The 17004-nt window shown below is 72.9% G+C and carries 16 protein-coding genes; 7 read left to right on the top strand and 9 right to left on the bottom strand.

Annotated features, from left to right (window positions below):
* Positions 1–59: 59 nt before the first annotated feature.
* Positions 60–2216 (bottom strand): ATP-dependent DNA helicase RecG, encoded by a 2157-nt coding sequence (gene recG / locus MKK68_RS13295; protein ID WP_244030683.1) that lies wholly within the window; start codon positions 2214–2216, stop codon positions 60–62.
* Between the two features lie 231 nt (positions 2217–2447).
* Here recG and MKK68_RS13290 point away from each other — a divergent pair, with 231 nt between their 5' ends.
* Entirely contained in the window at positions 2448–2798 is a 351-nt protein-coding gene (locus MKK68_RS13290) for a 4-fold beta flower protein (RefSeq protein ID WP_147729744.1), read from the top strand.
* Positions 2799–2858: 60 nt separating this feature from the next.
* Positions 2859–3155, top strand: coding sequence for a succinate dehydrogenase assembly factor 2 (locus MKK68_RS13285; RefSeq protein ID WP_147729745.1), 297 nt, complete (start codon positions 2859–2861; stop codon positions 3153–3155).
* A 27-nt stretch (positions 3156–3182) separates the two neighbouring features.
* Here the strand turns inward: MKK68_RS13285 and MKK68_RS13280 are convergent, their stop codons facing one another.
* A complete protein-coding gene (locus MKK68_RS13280) occupies positions 3183–3527 on the bottom strand; it encodes a hypothetical protein (protein WP_147729746.1) in 345 nt (114 codons plus the stop codon).
* A gap of 316 nt (positions 3528–3843) precedes the next feature.
* The gene (locus tag MKK68_RS13275) at positions 3844–5202 is read right to left on the bottom strand and encodes an AMP-binding protein (protein ID WP_244030681.1); all 1359 of its coding nucleotides are present in this window, start codon (positions 5200–5202) and stop codon (positions 3844–3846) included.
* A gap of 284 nt (positions 5203–5486) precedes the next feature.
* Here MKK68_RS13275 and MKK68_RS13270 point away from each other — a divergent pair, with 284 nt between their 5' ends.
* Positions 5487–6254 carry an invasion associated locus B family protein gene (locus tag MKK68_RS13270; protein ID WP_147860186.1) on the top strand — a complete coding sequence of 256 codons (768 nt, stop codon included), beginning with the start codon at positions 5487–5489 and terminating at the stop codon, positions 6252–6254.
* 172 nt (positions 6255–6426) lie between these two features.
* Here the strand turns inward: MKK68_RS13270 and MKK68_RS13265 are convergent, their stop codons facing one another.
* From MKK68_RS13265 to pabB, 4 genes are all read right to left on the bottom strand, one after another.
* Positions 6427–6879 (bottom strand): DoxX family protein, encoded by a 453-nt coding sequence (locus MKK68_RS13265; RefSeq protein ID WP_147860185.1) that lies wholly within the window; start codon positions 6877–6879, stop codon positions 6427–6429.
* Entirely contained in the window at positions 6876–7727 is an 852-nt protein-coding gene (locus MKK68_RS13260; protein WP_244030680.1) for an aminotransferase class IV, read from the bottom strand. The genes MKK68_RS13265 and MKK68_RS13260 overlap by 4 nt, the downstream gene beginning before the upstream one ends.
* Positions 7714–8334: an anthranilate synthase component II gene (locus MKK68_RS13255; protein WP_147729349.1), complete on the bottom strand. Its 621-nt coding sequence runs from the start codon at positions 8332–8334 to the stop codon at positions 7714–7716. Before MKK68_RS13255 ends, MKK68_RS13260 begins: the two co-directional genes overlap by 14 nt.
* A gap of 145 nt (positions 8335–8479) precedes the next feature.
* Positions 8480–9889, bottom strand: coding sequence for an aminodeoxychorismate synthase component I (gene pabB, locus MKK68_RS13250; RefSeq protein ID WP_243938455.1), 1410 nt, complete (start codon positions 9887–9889; stop codon positions 8480–8482).
* Between the two features lie 301 nt (positions 9890–10190).
* Here pabB and rimO point away from each other — a divergent pair, with 301 nt between their 5' ends.
* A complete protein-coding gene (gene rimO / locus MKK68_RS13245; RefSeq protein WP_244030678.1) occupies positions 10191–11546 on the top strand; it encodes a 30S ribosomal protein S12 methylthiotransferase RimO in 1356 nt (451 codons plus the stop codon).
* 121 nt (positions 11547–11667) lie between these two features.
* Here the strand turns inward: rimO and mazG are convergent, their stop codons facing one another.
* Positions 11668–12492 (bottom strand): nucleoside triphosphate pyrophosphohydrolase, encoded by an 825-nt coding sequence (gene mazG / locus MKK68_RS13240; protein ID WP_244030677.1) that lies wholly within the window; start codon positions 12490–12492, stop codon positions 11668–11670.
* Positions 12493–13295: 803 nt separating this feature from the next.
* On the opposite strand from mazG, the gene MKK68_RS13235 reads away from it, so the two are divergent.
* Positions 13296–14435, top strand: a complete 1140-nt coding sequence (locus MKK68_RS13235; protein WP_243985071.1) for a replication protein RepA — start codon at positions 13296–13298, stop codon at positions 14433–14435.
* Positions 14436–14596: 161 nt separating this feature from the next.
* A complete protein-coding gene (locus MKK68_RS13230) occupies positions 14597–15115 on the top strand; it encodes a winged helix-turn-helix domain-containing protein (protein WP_244030675.1) in 519 nt (172 codons plus the stop codon).
* Between the two features lie 22 nt (positions 15116–15137).
* Here MKK68_RS13230 and MKK68_RS13225 read toward each other — a convergent pair whose 3' ends face one another.
* Positions 15138–15299, bottom strand: coding sequence for a hypothetical protein (locus MKK68_RS13225; RefSeq protein WP_187274950.1), 162 nt, complete (start codon positions 15297–15299; stop codon positions 15138–15140).
* A gap of 340 nt (positions 15300–15639) precedes the next feature.
* On the opposite strand from MKK68_RS13225, the gene MKK68_RS13220 reads away from it, so the two are divergent.
* Entirely contained in the window at positions 15640–16836 is a 1197-nt protein-coding gene (locus tag MKK68_RS13220; RefSeq protein ID WP_244030674.1) for an alpha/beta hydrolase, read from the top strand.
* Positions 16837–17004: the final 168 nt, after the last annotated feature.

Below are 17004 nucleotides of genomic sequence, written 5' to 3'. Positions count from 1 at the left end.
CTCGTCTCCAGGGCGCATCGTCGTCACGCCAGCGGGAATCCACCTCGCTCGACGATGCTCTAGCCGGCCCCGAGCAGCCGGATCGCGGCGTCGCGCTCGAACAGGTAGAGCAGCACCCGCAGCGCCTGGCCCCGCTCGGTCCGCAGGGTCGGATCGCGCTCGACGACCAGCCGCGCGTCGTCGCGGGCGACCTCCAGCAGGGCGCCGTCGCTCTCCAGGCGGGCGAGCCGGAAGGCCGCGAGGCCGGATTGGCGGGTGCCGAGCACCTCGCCCTCGCCGCGCAGCCGCAGATCGGCCTCGGCGATGCGAAACCCGTCCTCGCTCTCGCGCATCATCTCGAGGCGGGCCTTCGACACCTGGCCGAGCGGCCCGCGATAGAGCAGCAGGCAGGACGAGGCCTTCGCGCCGCGCCCGACCCGGCCGCGCAGCTGGTGGAGCTGGGCCAGCCCGAAGCGCTCGGCATGCTCGATCACCATGATCGTCGCCTCCGGCACGTCGACCCCGACCTCGACCACGGTGGTCGAGACCAGGACCCGGGTCTCGCCCGCAGCGAAGCGGGCCATCGCCGCATCCTTGTCGGCGCCGGGCATCTTGCCGTGGATCAGCCCGACCTCGGCCCCGAAATGCTGCTTCAGGTCCTCGAAGCGCTCCTCCGCCGCGGCGAGGTCGACGAACTCCGATTCGGCCACCAGCGGGCAGATCCAGTAGACGCGCTCGCCGCCCTGGAGCGCGCGGTGGAGGCCGGCCACGACCTCGTCGATGCGCTCGGTCGGGATGGTGATCGTCCGGATCGGCTGCCGTCCGGCCGGCTTCTCGTCGAGGACCGAGATGTCCATGTCGCCGAAGCAGGTCAGCGCCAGCGTCCGCGGGATCGGGGTCGCGGTCATGACGAGAATGTCGACCGCCGCGCCCTTGGCGCCGAGCGCGAGGCGCTGGTGGACGCCGAACCGGTGCTGCTCGTCGACCACCGCCAGCCCGAGATCGGCGAACACCACGCTGTCCTGGAACAGGGCGTGGGTGCCGACCAGGATGTCGATCTCGCCGGCGGCGAGGTCGGCCAGCGTCGCCCGGCGCTCGGCGGCGCGGTCCCGGCCGGTCATCAGGCGCAGGCGCAGGGCGCCGGCCAGCGGCTTCAGGCGCTCGAAGTGCTGGCGTGCCAGGATCTCGGTCGGGGCCATCAGCGCCGCCTGCCGGCCGGCCTCGCAGGCCGAGGCCATGGCGAGGAGCGCCACGGCGGTCTTGCCCGACCCGACATCGCCCTGGAGCAGGCGCAGCATCCGCTTGTCGGAGGCCAGATCGCCGCGGATCTCGGCGACGGCGCGCGTCTGCGCGCCGGTCAGCGCGAAGGGCAGCCCCGCCTCGATCCGGGCGGAGAGGCGGCCGTCGCCGGCGTTGACCCGTCCGGGCTTGCGGCGGCTGCGCGCCCGCATCAGCGCCAAAGCCAGCTGCGAGGCCAGAAGCTCGTCGTAGGCCAGCCGTTTTCGCGACGGCGTCGCGGGCGGCGGGACCGCGACGCCGTTGGGGCCCAGCGTCGGGGGCTTGGGCGCCTCCTCGGGCCGGTGCTCGGCGCGCAGCGCGTCGGCGAAGGGCGGCAGCCGGTTCTGCCGCAGCCAGGCCGGGTCCTGCCACTCCGGCAGCACCGGCAGCCGCTCCAGCGCGGCCACCGCGAGCTTGCCGATCGCCCGCGAGGTCAGGCCTTCCGTGGCGCCGTAGACCGGCTCGACGGAGGGCAGGGCGGCCAGGCCTTCCGCGTCGACGATGCGGGAGGGATGCACCATCTGGCGGCTGCCGTCCCAGAGGTCGATGCGGCCGGTGACGTAGCGGTGGCTGCCCAGCGGCAGCATCTTCTCGACCCGCGCCGCCGGCATCCCGAAGAACACCAGGGTGATGTCGCCGGTCTCGTCCTCGACCAGCACCCGGTGCGGGCGCCTGCCCGGCCCGGTCCCGGCCGGCCGGTGATGCGAGACGGTGACGCCGACGGTGACCGGCTCGCCCACAGGGGCCTCGCCGACCGAGCCGACGAGCTTCTGCGCGATGCCGCCCTGCGGCAGGTGGAACAGCAGGTCGACGATGCGGGCCGGCCGCTCGGGCGTGCCGAGCAGCCGCTCGATCATGGGCGCCATCTTCGCGCCGACGCCCGGCAGCCCGCGCGCGGGCGCGAACAGCGGATCGAGGATGCTGGGGCGCAGGAGCGCAGGGGCCGTCTCGTCGCGCATCGCCAATCCGCTCGTTCGGCCCATCCTGCCCGGCGGCCCCTAATAGCCCGTGCATCCCGCCCCGTCGCGCGCGGCCGCTCGACGCTGGCGCGCCGCGTCGCCCTCCCGTGATCGGCGGATCGGAGGATCCTGTGCCCGGCGCCCGGATGCGGCCGGCTGGCAGGTCGGCCGCGATGGCTTAGATACGGACGGTGGCGGCGCTCGGCGCGGCCGGCGGCGGGAGCCAAGGCGATGATCGAGTTTTTCGACCGGGAGGGACGTCCATCCGCCTTCTGCGACGACGGCCGGGCGGTCTACCACTGGGATGGGCGGCCCGCGGCGATCATCGACGACGACAAGGTCTTCGCCTATTCGGGCCGCTTCGTCGGCTGGTTCTCCGACGGATGGATCAGCGACGCGCGCGGGAACCGGCTGCTGTTCGAGTTCGATGCGGTCGGCGGCCCGGCCAAGCCGGACCGCGGCACCCGGGTCGCCAAGGGCCAGCGCGGGCACAAGCCGCCGGTCGGCCCGCGCGATCCCGTCCCGGCCCCGCCCGGGCCGTCCGCGGCGTGGTCCGAGACCGCCTTCGCGGGACTGGTCTGAGCCTTTCGTCCCGTGATCCTCGGATCACGGGTTGTCTCCAGCGATCCGAAGGCCCTCACGATGTCCGGCACCACCCGCACCAGCGCGGATCTCGATCCCCGCCGCCGCCGCACGCTGTTCCGCGCCTGGCACCGGGGCATCCGCGAGATGGACCTGATCATGGGGCGCTTCGCCGACGCCGAGATCGGCAGCATGAGCGATGCGGATCTCGACCTGTTCGAGGGCCTGATCGAGGTGCCGGACCGCGACCTGTTCCGCTGGCTCGTCGGGGAGGAACAGGTGCCGGGAAACTACGACACGGCGCTGTTCCGCCGTCTCAAGGCGTTCCACAAGCACGACGCGCCGATCCATTCGTAGCGGATCGGCGCCCGGGCCGGGCGATGCCTAGAGGTCGGGTTCGTTGACGACGTAGGGGCCGATGCGGCTCATCAGGTCGATCGGCGCGCCCGCGCGGCGCCCCTTCGCGCCGTCGATCACCAGGACCGGGATGCCCTGGTCGCGGACCTGCGCACGAAGCCGGGCTGCGAGGCGAGCATAGCTCGAATCGCGGCGCGACGAGGTTTGGAGCAGGATGGCGGCAGGCCGGGCGATCACCGCCAGCACGTCCGCCGCCGCCTCGAGGGAGACGGTGACGCTGGCATAGCCGAGCTCGGCCAATTCTCCGGCCAGGGAGTGATCGATGGCACGGACACCATCGTCGACGACGAGCACTTGTTGCAGCGCACCCATAAGATCGAGAGCTACCCCATCGCAGGCCACTTGGGAAGAGAGCTGAGCTTTAAACCCTCCGCCAACGGTTTGGTTCGCCGGCGCCCTTTGCAGATGCGAAAATAAACCCTTCGATGAGCGTCCGATGAACCGCGCGGCCGGCGCCATCGATCGTACCGGGCACAGGCGCGGGCACGATCGGCCAAGGCCCTGGCGACGCTGAGCTTTCGGAACGGTTTCGTTTCACGGGCGAGGATGCGCGGTCGAGGGATGCGCCGGGCGGGCACGCGGCACCGCCGCGCCGGATGGTGCGGCGCGGGGCGGCCCGAGCGGCCGCTCAGGCCTCGGTCACGGCGATCCCGGTTCCGGCAAAGCGATCGACGCGGAAGCGCGAGGCGCGAAACTCATCGGCTTCGGACGCGCCGGCCTCGCCGCGTTGCACCAGGGCCGTCGCGCAGGCCTGGCCGCGGAAGGCGAGGCGGCCGTCGGGCTCGCGGCGCAGGTCGAACAGGGCGGGGGGCAGGGAAGGGGGCAGGGCGCGGTGGCCGGGCTCGGTGAGCGCCCCGGCGAGGCCCGGCCCCTTGCGCCTGACCGAGAGGATCGCATCCTCGTCGAAGGCCAGCACATCGAGCACCGGCCGTGCCGGGTCCGGTCCGGGCGGAGGCACGGGCCCGGGCGCACGGCGTGCGAGGACGACCGAGCGCAGCGTCGTCGCGGGCAGGGCGTCGAGCGCACCCTCCAGGAAGGCCGGGGCGACGAGATGGGTCGGGCGCGGATGCGCCAGACTCTCGATCAGCGCGCCTCCGTCGAAGACCGGCATCGTCTCGAGGTCGGCGCCGGCGGCGAGCGCCGCGCCGAGGCCGGTGACGATCCCGCGCAGATCCGAGGGCGGCAGCAGGGTGAGGATGCGGTCGCCGGGCTCGATCCGGGCCGAGACCAGGTGCGCGGCGACCGCCGCGAGCAGGGCGTCGCCCGTCCGGTGGACCGGCCGCGCCGGATCGCCCGCCACGAAGCTGACGAGGCCGCCGCCGGTCTCAGGCAACGCAACGGCGCCCCCGGACCGGTCGAGGGCGAGCGCGTCGAGGTTGATCACGCCGTCGGGCACGGCCGGGCCGAAGGCGGCGAGATAGCGCAGGCCGAAATAGCCGGCCGCGATCCGGCACATCGCCTCCGCCGGGCGGCCGGCGCCGACATGGGTCTGGGTCAGCACCGCGGAGAGGCCGGCCGCCTGGATGCCGGCCGCCGCCTGCGCCTCGGTCCAGGACGCGGGCAGCGGGCAGGGGACGTGCCCCGCCGCCTCGACGGCGAGGTGGGCGACCAATCCCTCGGTGCTTCCGGGAAACCACAGGCCGATCCGGCTTCCCGGCGGCAGCCGCCACGTCCGCAGGGCCCGGCCGAGCCGCCCGACGATCTCGGCCGCCGTCCCGTAGGTCCAGGTCATCGGCGGCCTGTCGCTCCAGCCGCGCTTGGGCGCGGCGTCGGAGAAGGCGAGACGGGCGGGGTCGAGGCGGGCGGTTCCGGCGAGCAGCGCGCACAGCCCCACCCGCGGAAGGACGACCTCGGCGGCGGCCGGCGACCGCACCGGCTCGCGGGCCGCCGTCCGGGGCAGGGGGCGTCGATCGGCGGCCGGTCCCCATCCGGCGGTCGACGGCTCGAGGGAGGGCTGCGCCGCGCTCACGGGGTACTCGAACTCCATCCGAAGGGCGTCGCCCGACATCCCGCACGGGGACGACTGGCCATCGATGCAGGTTTAGGGTTAACCCCCGCCTAAGGCCGACCCGCGGATGTCCCGCATGCGCGGGGCCGGGTGTCGCGGTGGGTGTCATGCCTTCGCCGCATTCGGCGGGGAATGCAGGCCGCCCGATCGCCCGGGACCAGCGCGGCGCCCTGTCGGACCGGCCGCCCGCGTCCCGCACCGCATCACGTTTTCCCGTCACGACGACGTCCTCTTCATCGACGAACTTCAAAGGGTCTGAGCCGATGTCCTTCGCCAAAAGCCCGGCGCTCCTGATGCGCGCCGCCGCGTTCCTTGCGCTCGCCGGCCTTGCCGGACCCGCCCTCGCCCAGCCGAAGAAGGCGACGCCGGCCCCCGCGGCCCCGGCGCCGGCGGCCCCCGCCCCGGCCCAGAGCACGCCGGCGGCCAACACCGCGGCGCAGACCGGCCCGCAGACCGTGACCGTGAAGTCCGAGCCGAGCCAGGCCGACTGGACCAAGGTCTGCGGCAAGGACGGCGGGTCGGGCACCGACATCTGCTACACCACCCGCGACTTCGTCTCCGACCAGGGCCAGCCGGTCCTCGCGGTCGCCGTGTACGAGATGAAGAACCCGGCCACGAAGCAGGAGGTGCGCGTGGTGCGCTACCTGCTGCCGCTCGGCCTGCTGCTGCAGCCCGGCATCCGCTTCACCGTCGACGGCCAGCAGGGCACCGCCGGCAAGTTCGCGGTCTGCTTCCCCAACGGCTGCTTCGCCGAGGCCGGCGGCGTCGATGCCGGCGTCGTCGCCGCGATGAAGAAGGGCACCACGCTCAACGTCTCGGTGCAGAACCAGACCCAGCGCGAGGTGACCTTCGCCGTGCCGCTCGCCGGCTTCGGCAAGGCCTTCGACGGCCCGGCCATGGACCCGAAGGTGCTCGAGGAGCAGCAGAAGAAGCTCCAGGCCGAGCTCGAGAAGCGCAGCGAGGACATGCGCAAGAAGCTGGAGCAGCCGGGCGCGGCCGGCGCCGGCGCCGCGGCGGCCCCCAAGCCCTGATTCGCGACCGCCGATCCCGCCGTCGGGATCGGCCCCTGCAAATTGACTTTTGCAAGAAGCCCGGCGCCCCGAAGCGCCGGGCTTTTCCGCTTTGGGGTGCCGGCATGATGCGATCGGCACAAGATCCCGTGATCACGGGATCGCAGCATGACCGGATCACGGGATCACGGGATCATCGCCCCGGGGCGCGCCGGCCCGCAGCCCGCGACGCCGCGCGGCGGAACGGCCAGTCGATCGCGCCGCCGGCAAACAATCCGGCCCAGATCAGCACCGGTTGGAAGGCCAGCCGGGGGCCGTGGTACCACCAGGAATCCGGCAGCGGCGGCACCACGATCCCCTCGACCGCCTGCTTGATGTTGGCCGGCCAGACGCAGAGCGCGTAGAGCGCGAGCCCGATCCCGGCCGCCCGGCGCAGGGCCGGGCGCGTCAGCGCCAGCGCGCCCGCGACCTCGCAGAGCCCGGTGCCGAGGATCACGAGGCGCGGCTCCGGCACCCAGGCCGGCATGATCGGCATCAAGGTGTCGGGCGCGGCGAGGTGTACCGCGCCGACGAGGCCGTAGAGGCCGACCAGCCCGCGCCGCAGCCAGATCCGCCCGGGCGTCTCCGTCGATCGCCCGCCCGTCATGCGACGACGCTGGCGGGAACGCCGCATTCCGCTGCGACGCGGTCGCGCAGGGCCGCGATCAGCCGCATCAGCACCGGGTGGTCGGTCGCGTAGGCGGTGTCGCCGATCGTCGCGACCGGTGCGACGAGCCGCAGCGAATTGGTGACGAGCACCGCGTCGGCGCGGCGCAGCTCGGCCCTCGTCGCGGACCGTTCCTCGCAGGCGAGCCCGCAGGCCGGCGCGAGCTCGGCGATCACGACGGCGCGCACGATGCCGGCCAGCACCCCGTCGCCGAGCGGCGGCGTGACCAGGCGGTCGCCGAACAGCGCGAAGACGTTGCCGGTGCCGGCGCAGGCGAGGTGCCGCCGGGTGTTGCAGAACAGGGCCTCGTCGAAGCCGGCCGCCCGCGCATCCCGCGCCGCGAGGATCGCGTCGCCGTAGCCGAGGGTCTTGAGCCGCGCCAGCGGCGAGGTCTCGTTCCGGGCGATGGCGGTGGGCCACAGCCGCAGGGGCGCGAACGCGATCCGGCGGTCGCTGACGGCCGCGGTCGCAAACAGCGTCGGGCGCGGATCGGGCGGCGGGGCGAGGCCGCGCGGGCCGATGCCGCGGGTGACGGTGGTGCGGATCGCCAGGCGATCGCCCGTGGCGGCGAGCGCATGCATCGCCGTGCGGGCGGCATCGGCGGGCACGGAGAAGCCCAGCGCTTCGGCCGAGGCGACGAGGCGGGCGACGTGCGCGTCCGCGAAGGCGACCCGGCCGGCCAGCGCCAGGGCCGTGTCGAAGACGCCGTCGGCCAGGGTCAGGCCGCGATCGGTCAGGTCGAAGGGCAGGGTGGTGCCGTCGATCAGGCGGCCGTCATGCCACAGCATCGCCGCCCTCCCCGGATGCGGGCCGCTCCCGCCAGTCGCGGGCCAGGCCGAGGAAGTTCGAGAAGATCGCGTGGCCGTTCTCGGTGAGCACCGATTCCGGGTGGAACTGGATGCCGTAGGTCGGATGGCGGCGATGCGACAGCGCCATCACCTCGCCCTCGGCCGAGCGCGCGTCGACGGTGAGGTGGGCCGCCATCGCCGGCTGCGGCGCCACCACGAGGGAGTGGTAGCGCCCGACCTGCATCGCCGGCGGCAGCCCGGCAAACAGCCGCTCCCCGCCATGCGCCACCGGCGTCGCCTGCCCGTGCAGGGGCTTCCGCGCCCGCTCGACGGTGCCGCCGAAGGCCGCGCCGATCGCCTGGTGCCCGAGGCAGACCCCGAGGATCGGCATCCGACCCGAGAGCTCGCGGATCGCCGGCAGCGAGATCCCGGCCTCGGCCGGCGTGCACGGCCCCGGCGAGATCACCAGGGCGTCGGGGGCGAGCGCGCGGATGCCGGCCACGTCGAGGGCGTCGTTGCGCACCACGCGCACCGTCTCGCCCAGCTCCTCGAAGTAGCGGACGACGTTGAAGACGAACGAGTCGTAGTTGTCGACGACGAGGATCATGGGGTTTCCCGGTGGCCCCCGGCCGTCGCCGGCCGCAGGCATCGGCCGCGCCGGCGGCGACGCGCGGTCGCGCGCGCCGACCTCCGCTCGGATCTCCCCGTGCGGCCCTCGGTCGTCGCGCCGGCCCGGGCTCGCGCAGGCGCGCTCATGTTTCGAACGCCTCTGCCTCGAACGCCTGGAACACGCGGGCGGCCTTGGTCAGGGTCTCGTCGTACTCCGCCGCCGGCTCGGAGAGCAGGGTGACGCCGCCGCCGGCCTGGAGCACCGCGGTCGTCGCGTCCATGAACACGGTGCGGATCGCGATCGCGGTGTCGAGCGACCCGTCGAACCCGATCCGGCCGATGGCCCCGCAATAGAGCTCGCGCGCGTCGCCCTCGATCTCGGTGATGATGTCCATGGCCCTGAGCTTCGGCGCGCCGGTGATCGAGCCGCCGGGAAAGGTCCTCTCCAGCAGGTCGAAGCCGTCGAGACCGTCCCGCAACGTGCCCGTGACGACCGAGACGAGATGGTGGATGCCGGCATAGGATTCCAGCCCGCACAGCACCGGCACCTGCACGCTGCCCGGCGCGCAGACCCGGGACAGGTCGTTGCGCAGCAGGTCGACGATCATGGTGTTCTCGGCGCGCTCCTTCGGGTCCGCGAGCAGCCGCGCGGCGCGGGCCGCGTCCTCGACCGGGTCGGGGCTGCGCGCGAGCGTGCCCTTGATCGGCCGGGTCTCGACCTGGCCGCCCTCGAGCTTCAGGAAGCGCTCGGGCGAGCTCGACGCGACGGTCAGCCCGTCGAACTCGAGATAGGCGCCGAAGGTCGCCGGGTTGGTCTCGCGCAAGCGGCGGTAGAACGCGAACCGGTCGAAGCCCGCGGGCAGGGCGGCGGTGAAGCGCTGGGCGATGTTGGCCTGGTAGATGTCGCCGGCCCGGATGTAGTCCCGCACCCGGTCGACCGCCGCCTCGTAGCGGGCGCGCGTGAAGTTCGAGTGCCAGGTCGGCGGGGCAGCGCGCGGGGGCAGGGCGGCCGGTTCCGGCGTCGCCCCGCTCAGGCGATCGGCGAAGGCGGCGAGCCGCGCCTGCGCGCGGGCCTCGCGCCGCGACGGCTCGGTCTCCGGGAAGCCGGTGGCGGCGAGGCGGCAGGTGCCGGCGCCGTGGTCGATGGTGAGCGCGACGTCGTGGAGGTCGAAGGCGGCGTCGTCCGTCAGCCCGGCCCGGCGCGCGGGCGGGACCACCCGCTCCAGCGCCTGCCCGAGATCGTAGGCGCAGTAGCCGATCGCGCCGCCGGAGAACGCGGCCCCCTCCTCCGGGCCGAGCCGGTAGGGCGCGAGGCAGGCGCGGAGCGCCGCCATCGGCCCGCCGGGGACGGGCCGCCCGTCCAGCGTGGCGCGGCCGTCGCGAAACCGGAAGCGGGCGAAGGGGTCGGCCGCCAGGATCGAGACCCGGCCGAGGGTGTCGTGCCGCATCGCGCTGTCGAGGAAGGCGAGGCCGGGCCAGCGGCGCAGCCGCATCGCCGCCGCGACGGGGTCGACGAACGGGATCTCCCGGGTCCAGATCTGTTGCGCCGCCATGTCCTGCGCTGTCGCGTCCGGTTCGAGGGCGACGGGTGCCGGCCCGTCGGTGGGTCCGAAGGCCTCGCACAGGCGGTAGCCCCTGGGAAGCCGCAGCCGATGCCGCAGGGTTTTGCGACCGATGCGCCCGACGCAATCCCACTCGGCGCTCGGCCGCGCGCCGGCGGGGCTCGCGCGGGCGCCGCGATCCCGCTATAGCGATGCCCCATCACGAAAATTCGGGCCCGAAGATCGGGATGTCCCCCATCCTCGGATTCTCGAGGCGTCCGACCTGGCGGCGTCCACGCCGCACGAAGGCAGCATGACCGCATCCGCTCTTCCGTCCGATCCGACGCCCGCAAGGGTCTCGGCCGCACCCAAGATCTCGTTCGTCTCGCTCGGCTGCCCGAAGGCGCTGGTCGATTCCGAGCGGATCCTCACGCATCTGCGGGCGGAGGGCTACGAGCTCGCCCGGCGCCACGACGGGGCGGACGTGGTCATCGTCAACACCTGCGGCTTCCTCGATTCGGCCAAGGCCGAATCGCTCTCGGCGATCGGCGAGGCGATGGCGGAGAACGGCCGGGTCATCGTCACCGGCTGCATGGGCGCCCAGCCCGACGAGATCCGCGACAAGTACCCGAACCTCCTGGCCGTCACCGGCCCGCAGGCCTACGAATCGGTGGTGGCCGCCGTCCACGAGGCGGTGCCGCCGGCCCACGACCCGTTCCTCGACCTGGTGCCGCCGCAGGGCGTCAAGCTGACCCCGCGGCACTACGCCTACCTGAAGATCTCGGAGGGCTGCAACAACCGCTGCACCTTCTGCATCATCCCGTCGCTGCGCGGCGACCTCGTCAGCCGCCCCGCCGGCGACGTGCTGCGCGAGGCGGAGAAGCTGGTCAAGGCCGGCGTGAAGGAGCTGCTCGTCGTCTCGCAGGACACCAGCGCCTACGGCGTCGACCTGCGCTACGCCGAAAGCCCGTGGCGCGACCGCGCGGTGCGGGCGAAGTTCTACGATCTCGCCAAGGAACTCGGCGAGCTCGGTGCCTGGGTCCGGCTGCACTACGTCTACCCCTACCCGCACGTCGACGAGGTGATCCCCCTGATGGCGCAGGGGAAGATCCTTCCCTACCTCGACATGCCGCTCCAGCACGCCTCGCCGACCGTGCTCAAGCGCATGCGCCGCCCGGGCAACCAGGAGCGCCAGCTCGAGCGCATCCGGCGCTGGCGCGAGACCTGCCCGGACCTCGCCATCCGCTCGACCTTCATCGTCGGCTTCCCCGGCGAGACCGAGGCCGAGTTCTCGGAGCTGCTCGACTGGATCGGGCAAGCCAAGCTCGAGCGCGTCGGCTGCTTCACCTACGAGCCGGTGACGGGCGCGCTCGCCAATTCCGTCGGCGCGGCGGTGCCGCCGGAACTGCAGGCCGAGCGCAAGCGCCGCTTCATGGAAGCGCAGCAGCAGGTCTCGCTGCGCCTGCAGAAGGCGCGCATCGGCAAGCGCCTGCCCGTGATCGTCGACACGGTGGGGCCCGACGGCATCAAGGGCCGCTCGAAATACGACGCGCCCGAGATCGACGGCACCGTCCACGTCGCCAGCCGCCGGCCGGTGCGCCAGGGCGACATCGTCACCGTGAGGATCGAGGCGGCCGACGCCTACGACCTGCGCGGCAGCGTGGTCTGAGAGCGGGTTTCGAAAGGGATCATCCCTTTCGTGGGTCCAGGGCGAAGCCCTGGTGCCTATTCGTCGGGCTCCGCCCGACACCCGCCAAAGGGATGATCCCTTTGGAATCCCAAATCCGCGATCAGGCCTCGCGCTCGGTTCGCTTGACCGCGGCCCAGGCCGCCTCCATCGCGGCGAGGTCGGCATCCGACAGCGTCCCGCCCGCGGCCTCGAGCCGGGCGGCCATCGCGGTGAAGCGGCGTGCGAACTTGTCGTTGCCGGCCCTGAGCGCCGCCTCCGGGTCGATCCCGGCGTGCCGGGCGAGGTTGGCCACCGAGAACAGCAGGTCGCCGATCTCCTCGGCCACGGCCTGCCCGTCGTCGCCGGCGAGCGCCTCGGCGACCTCGTCGGCCTCCTCGCGGACCTTGGCGACCACGTCCGCCGCATCCGCCCAATCGAAGCCGTAGCCGGCCGCCCGCCGCGAGATCTTCTCGGCCCGGGTCAGGGCCGGAAGCGTCCGGGCGACGCCGTCGAGCGGTCCCGCCGGGGCGCGGGACGGCTTGGCGGCGCGCTCGGCGGCCTTGATCGCCTGCCACTGCGCCTCGACCGCGCGCGCGTCGCGGCGCGGGCTGCCGGCCGGGAGCAGGGTCCCGTCGGGCTCGAACACGTGCGGGTGCCGCCGCACCAGCTTCGCCACGATCGTGCGCGCGACGTCGTCGAGATCGAAGGCGCCGGCCTCCTCGGCCATCCGGGCGTGGAACACCACCTGCAGCAGCAGGTCGCCGAGCTCGTCGCGCAGGTCGCCGAGATCGCCGCGCGCGATCGCGTCGACGACCTCGTAGGCCTCCTCGAGGGCGTAGGGCGCGATGCTCGCCGAAGTCTGGGCGACGTCCCAGGCGCATCCGCGGTTCGGATCGCGCAGCGCGGCCATCACCCGCCTCAAGGCATCGAGCGGCGCTTCGGCCATGCGTCACGGCTCCTCACGGGGTCGGCCTGCCCGACGCCCACCGGCCGCAGGGGTAGACCGGCACGGCCGCGAAATCACCTGCGCGAGCCTCGCGGCGCACGCCGCCGCTCCCGGTCCGGCTCCGCGCTTCCGGCGCGCCTTTGGGGACAAAAACGGCATATTCCCTGTGTTCCAAGTGGACATTCTGAGGGTTTCGGGGTGTTCGCCAAAGCGAACGACACCGCAGGAGGACTAGGAAATCTATCAGAAAGGATTCTCAGAGAGTCTGTTCTGAAGGTTATATGGGGCGCCGAAAACCCTATTCCCGACAATGGCTTGGTGGGGGTTCTCGCATCCGACTCTGCGTGGGTCCGCATCCGACTCTGCGTGGGATCGCATCGGAGTCTGCGTGGGATTCCCGGGAGGCCGCATCGGAGTCTGCGTGGATCCGCATGCGATTCGGCGTGATTTCACGCCAAGGGCGGTGGGGAATGGGGACAAGTCGGCGGCCCCTGCGCGTATCGAACTCTGCGTGGCCGGCCGGCGGTCGCGACCCCGCATCGAACTCTGCGCGGCGCGCATCGACCCACCCCCACGCATCGGACGCCGCCCGCGAAACCCTGGGGGACGCCGCCCGCGAAACCTTGGGGGGAGGGGAAGCGTGGATAGCCGGGATAACCCGCCCGCCCCCGGGGACTCCGGGCCGGCAAATCGTGTCATGACCATCGTGCCCCGGCCCGATGCGGCCGCGGGATCGGGCGCTTGCAGGTGCGGCCCGGGCAGGGATGGTCCGCGCAGCGCGGTCGCGGAGTTTCGGAACGGGCATGGGGATCGAGGACAGACTGGCCGGCATTCGCGACGCCGACCTCCGCGCGGAGGTCGAGGCGGCGCGTGGCGGCTTCCTGTTCGCCCAGATCGTCGAGCACATCCTGCACCGGCAGCAGGTCCGCGACGCGGAGGCCTCGGCCAAGGGCGCGGTCGCCGGCCGGCGGGCCGGGATGGGGCGGGACCAGCGCCGGCGCGACGCCGTGCGCGAGGTGATCGAGAACCAGCCGACCGTGCCGGAGAACCTCCAGCACATCCATTCGGTGCTCGCGCTCTGCGGCCTGCCCTACCGCGATCCCGGGCCGGTGCGGGAATTCTCGCGCGATTACGGCCGCAACTCGCTGAACCTCGTCGCCGGCCGGCTGAAGAGCCCGATCACCGGCGAGATGGAGCCGCAGGGCCTGCCCTACGGCCCGAAGGCGCGGCTCGTGCTGCTCCACCTCTGCACCGAGGCCGTGCGCCAGCGCAGCCCGACCATCGCGGTCGCCGATTCCCTCTCCGGCTTCATGCGCGAGATGGGTTTTGCCGTCACCGGCGGCGAGCGCGGCACGATCCGGCAGTTCAAGGAACAACTCAACCGCCTCGCCGCCTGCTCGATGCAGATCGGCCTGTGGGACGGGCACGACCAGGCCAGCACCCTCAACGTGCCGCCGTTCCGCAGCCTCGACCTGTGGCGGCCCACGGCCCGGGACGGGGCCAAGGATGGGATGAGGGACGGGGCGAGGGACGGGGAGGGCGCGGCCTGGTCCCGCACCGTGCAGTTCCACCAGGACTTCTACGACAACCTGATCCGGCACGCCCTGCCCGTCGACATCCGGGCGGCGCGGGCCTTCTCGGGCTCGGCGCGCAAGCTCGACCTGCTGTTCTGGGTCGGCTACCGCCTGCGCGCCCTGCAGCGGCCCCTGAGGCTCACCTGGACCAACCTGCACGGCCAGTTCGGCGCCGAGAACGCCTGCATCCGCAGCTTCCGGCAGGCGTTCAAGACCGACATCGCCCACCTGTGCGAGGTCTTCCCGAAGCTGCCGATCGCGCTGGACGACGGCGGCATGACCTTGCAGCCGGCCGATCCCGGCATGCTCCTCGTCCCGCCACGCAAGGGAATACGGAAGGCGCCGGCAGGGAAGGACGCGGCAGCCTGAGGGAACTGGCATCGCCTGACTGATCTATTCCCTTAGTACGCGTCCAGGGAACGTCACCTCCATTCCCTCAGCGGAGCAAAATTCCGAGGCAAAACAGTCTTCCGTTCGAGCGCGATTCCTGATATTCCCTATCTGAGAATCAGGGAAGATGCGGGCCCATCATGGGATTGTCGGAAGCGGAGATCGAGGCGCGGCTCGCGAGCCTGCGGCGCCAGCGCGACGCCCTCGAGCGCGAGATCGCCGATCACGTCCTCTACCTCGAGCTCGGCCGTCGCCTGCGCGGGGGCGAGCCATTTCGGGCGATCGAGGCGCCCGAGGATCACGTCCCGCCGGAGCCCGCCGCACCGCGCGCCACCGGCCCCGCCCTCCGGGCCGAGCCTCCCGCTCCCGAGCCATTGCCGGAGCGGGTGCCCGTCGCGTTCGAGGTCGATCCCGTCGGCGCGCGCCGCTACGGCCGCGCCCTGGCGGAGGCCGCCTGCGGCATCCTCGTGCGCGCCGGCCGGCCGATGCATGCGGGCGAGATCCTGGAGGCGCTCGTCGCGGAAGGGTTCGCCGTCCCCGGCCAGGATCCGGTCGCGGCGCTGAACACGCGGCTGTGGAAGCGCGCGGGCCCGCACGGGCCGCTGCGGCGGCTCGGCGACGCGGTCTACGCGCCGGCGCTCGATCTGGATCGGGGCTGAGGCGGATCCGGCGGAAGGGCGCCTAGTCGCGGCGGTCGTTGCCGGCGGTCACGCGCTGCGCCCGCGCGCTGCGGAGATCCCGGCCGACCTCCAGCACGAACATCCGCAGCGAGATGCCGCTGAACAGCACGATGGCGCAGACCAGCACGGCGGAGACGAGGGTCTTGGCGGTCGAGACGTCCACGGCGAAAGGTCCTGAAGCGGGTGCGGTTGCGATGGCCCTGAATCTGGGCCTCGTGCCCGGCGGGCACCACCGGGCCGCACGCGGTGGCAGTCATGTGCCCGGCTCGGGTCTCGTGCGTCTCCGCACGCGAATGCTGCATCGAACGCATGATCGATGGAGAAACCGTGAAGAATTTCTTCGGTTCGCCGATCCGTCCGATCCGACAGCGCCCAAACCGGGCTTCCGCGGTGCGGGTTTCGCGGCCGCTCCGGGCCGGATGCGGCCGCGGACGGCTGGCCCATCGCCGCAAATCCCGCGATAAGCCGCCCGGCGGAGGGCAGGGCCTCGGCGGGAGGACGGCATGATCGCCAGGCGGGGCTTTTCGGGGCGCGGCGTGCGCAAGCGGCTCGGCGCGGGTCTCGTCGCCGTGGGGCTCGCCGTCGCCGGGGTGCAGCCCGGGCCGTCCGCCGCCGCGGACGCCCCCGCCCAAGGCCCCCTGACGGTGGCGAGCTACTTCTACATCGGCGGCCGCTACGAGCGCGTCGCCGACAAGACCGTGATGGTCGGCCAGATGTTCGTGCAGTCTCGGCGGCCGGCCACCGTCACGCAGCCCTGGCCGGTGGTGATGGTCCACGGCATCTCGCAGACCGGGGTCAACTTCCTCGGGACGCCGGACGGCCGGCCCGGCTGGGCCCAGCGCTTCGTCGAGAAGGGGTTCGCGGTCTACATCGTCGACCAGGTCGGCCGCGGCCGGTCCGGCACCAACCCGGAAGTCTACGGGCCCTACGCCCGGTTCTCGACCCGCGCCCTGGAGGAGACCTACACCGCCCAGGAGCTCTACGACCTGTTCCCGCAGGCCAAGCTCCACACCCAGTGGCCGGGCGGCCCCGGCGTGCAGGGGAACGCCGCCTTCGACCAGTTCTTCGCCAGCCAGGTGCCCTACCTCGCCGGCGCGCAGCAGACCGAGGAGCTGGTCGACCCGGCGCTGATCGCGCTGCTGGACAAGATCGGGCCGGCGGTGCTGGTCACCCACGGGCAGGCCGGGCTGTTCGGCTGGGCGGTCTCGGATGCGCGGCCCGACCTCGTGAAGGCCCACGTCGCGATCGAGCCGAACGGGCCGCCCTTCTTCGACGTGCGCCTGCGCGGCGGCAAGGACTTCTACGAGAAGGCGGGCGACGGGCGCGCCCGCGCCTACGGCATCACCCGCGTGCCGCTGACCTTCGACCCGCCGGTGACGTCGCCCGAGGATCTCGTGGTGATGCAGGCCAAGGCCCCGGCGGCCGAGGGGCGGATCCGCTGCTGGCTCCAGGGCGAGCCGGTGCGCCGGCTCCCGAACCTCGCCCGCGTGCCGGCGGTGATCGTGACCGCCGAAGCCTCGTTCCGCACCCCGGTCGACGACTGCACCACCGCCTTCCTCGCCCAGGCCGGTGCCAGGCCCGACAGCCTCAAGCTCGTCGACCAGGGCCTGCGCGGCAACGGCCACATGATGATGCTGGAAAAGAACAGCGACCAGGTCGCCGACGCGGTGATCGGCTGGATCGCCGCGCGCCCGCGCTGAGGCCGCCCGGGCAGAGAAGAGCAGGGCAGGGCACGCGGAGCGCCGTGGCCGGGATGGCGGTCTCAACCGTGGCTTGCAGGCCACAGGGCGGGCGCATCCGTCCGCCGAGGCCTTGTGCGCGATCCGGCCCGGCCGTAACGAAGACCCGGAAAACCTAGTAATAACATC

Source organism: Methylobacterium sp. E-016 (assembly GCF_022829745.1).
In the GTDB taxonomy this organism is placed as follows: domain Bacteria; phylum Pseudomonadota; class Alphaproteobacteria; order Rhizobiales; family Beijerinckiaceae; genus Methylobacterium.
The sequence above is the reverse complement of the archived record's forward strand: the minus strand, read 5'-3'. Positions and strand labels throughout refer to the sequence as shown.

Coding starts and splice junctions, on each gene's coding strand:
- MKK68_RS13285 (WP_147729745.1), top strand. CDS start 2,859: ATGTCCGGCACCACCCGCACCAGCGCGGATCTCGATCCCCGCCGCCGC.
- MKK68_RS13260 (WP_244030680.1), bottom strand. CDS start 7,727: ATGCTGTGGCATGACGGCCGCCTGATCGACGGCACCACCCTGCCCTTC.
- MKK68_RS13255 (WP_147729349.1), bottom strand. CDS start 8,334: ATGATCCTCGTCGTCGACAACTACGACTCGTTCGTCTTCAACGTCGTC.
- MKK68_RS13280 (WP_147729746.1), bottom strand. CDS start 3,527: ATGGGTGCGCTGCAACAAGTGCTCGTCGTCGACGATGGTGTCCGTGCC.
- rimO (WP_244030678.1), top strand. CDS start 10,191: ATGACCGCATCCGCTCTTCCGTCCGATCCGACGCCCGCAAGGGTCTCG.
- MKK68_RS13235 (WP_243985071.1), top strand. CDS start 13,296: ATGGGGATCGAGGACAGACTGGCCGGCATTCGCGACGCCGACCTCCGC.
- MKK68_RS13220 (WP_244030674.1), top strand. CDS start 15,640: ATGATCGCCAGGCGGGGCTTTTCGGGGCGCGGCGTGCGCAAGCGGCTC.
- MKK68_RS13230 (WP_244030675.1), top strand. CDS start 14,597: ATGGGATTGTCGGAAGCGGAGATCGAGGCGCGGCTCGCGAGCCTGCGG.
- MKK68_RS13265 (WP_147860185.1), bottom strand. CDS start 6,879: ATGACGGGCGGGCGATCGACGGAGACGCCCGGGCGGATCTGGCTGCGG.
- recG (WP_244030683.1), bottom strand. CDS start 2,216: ATGCGCGACGAGACGGCCCCTGCGCTCCTGCGCCCCAGCATCCTCGAT.
- pabB (WP_243938455.1), bottom strand. CDS start 9,889: ATGGCGGCGCAACAGATCTGGACCCGGGAGATCCCGTTCGTCGACCCC.
- MKK68_RS13290 (WP_147729744.1), top strand. CDS start 2,448: ATGATCGAGTTTTTCGACCGGGAGGGACGTCCATCCGCCTTCTGCGAC.
- mazG (WP_244030677.1), bottom strand. CDS start 12,492: ATGGCCGAAGCGCCGCTCGATGCCTTGAGGCGGGTGATGGCCGCGCTG.
- MKK68_RS13275 (WP_244030681.1), bottom strand. CDS start 5,202: ATGGAGTTCGAGTACCCCGTGAGCGCGGCGCAGCCCTCCCTCGAGCCG.
- MKK68_RS13270 (WP_147860186.1), top strand. CDS start 5,487: ATGTCCTTCGCCAAAAGCCCGGCGCTCCTGATGCGCGCCGCCGCGTTC.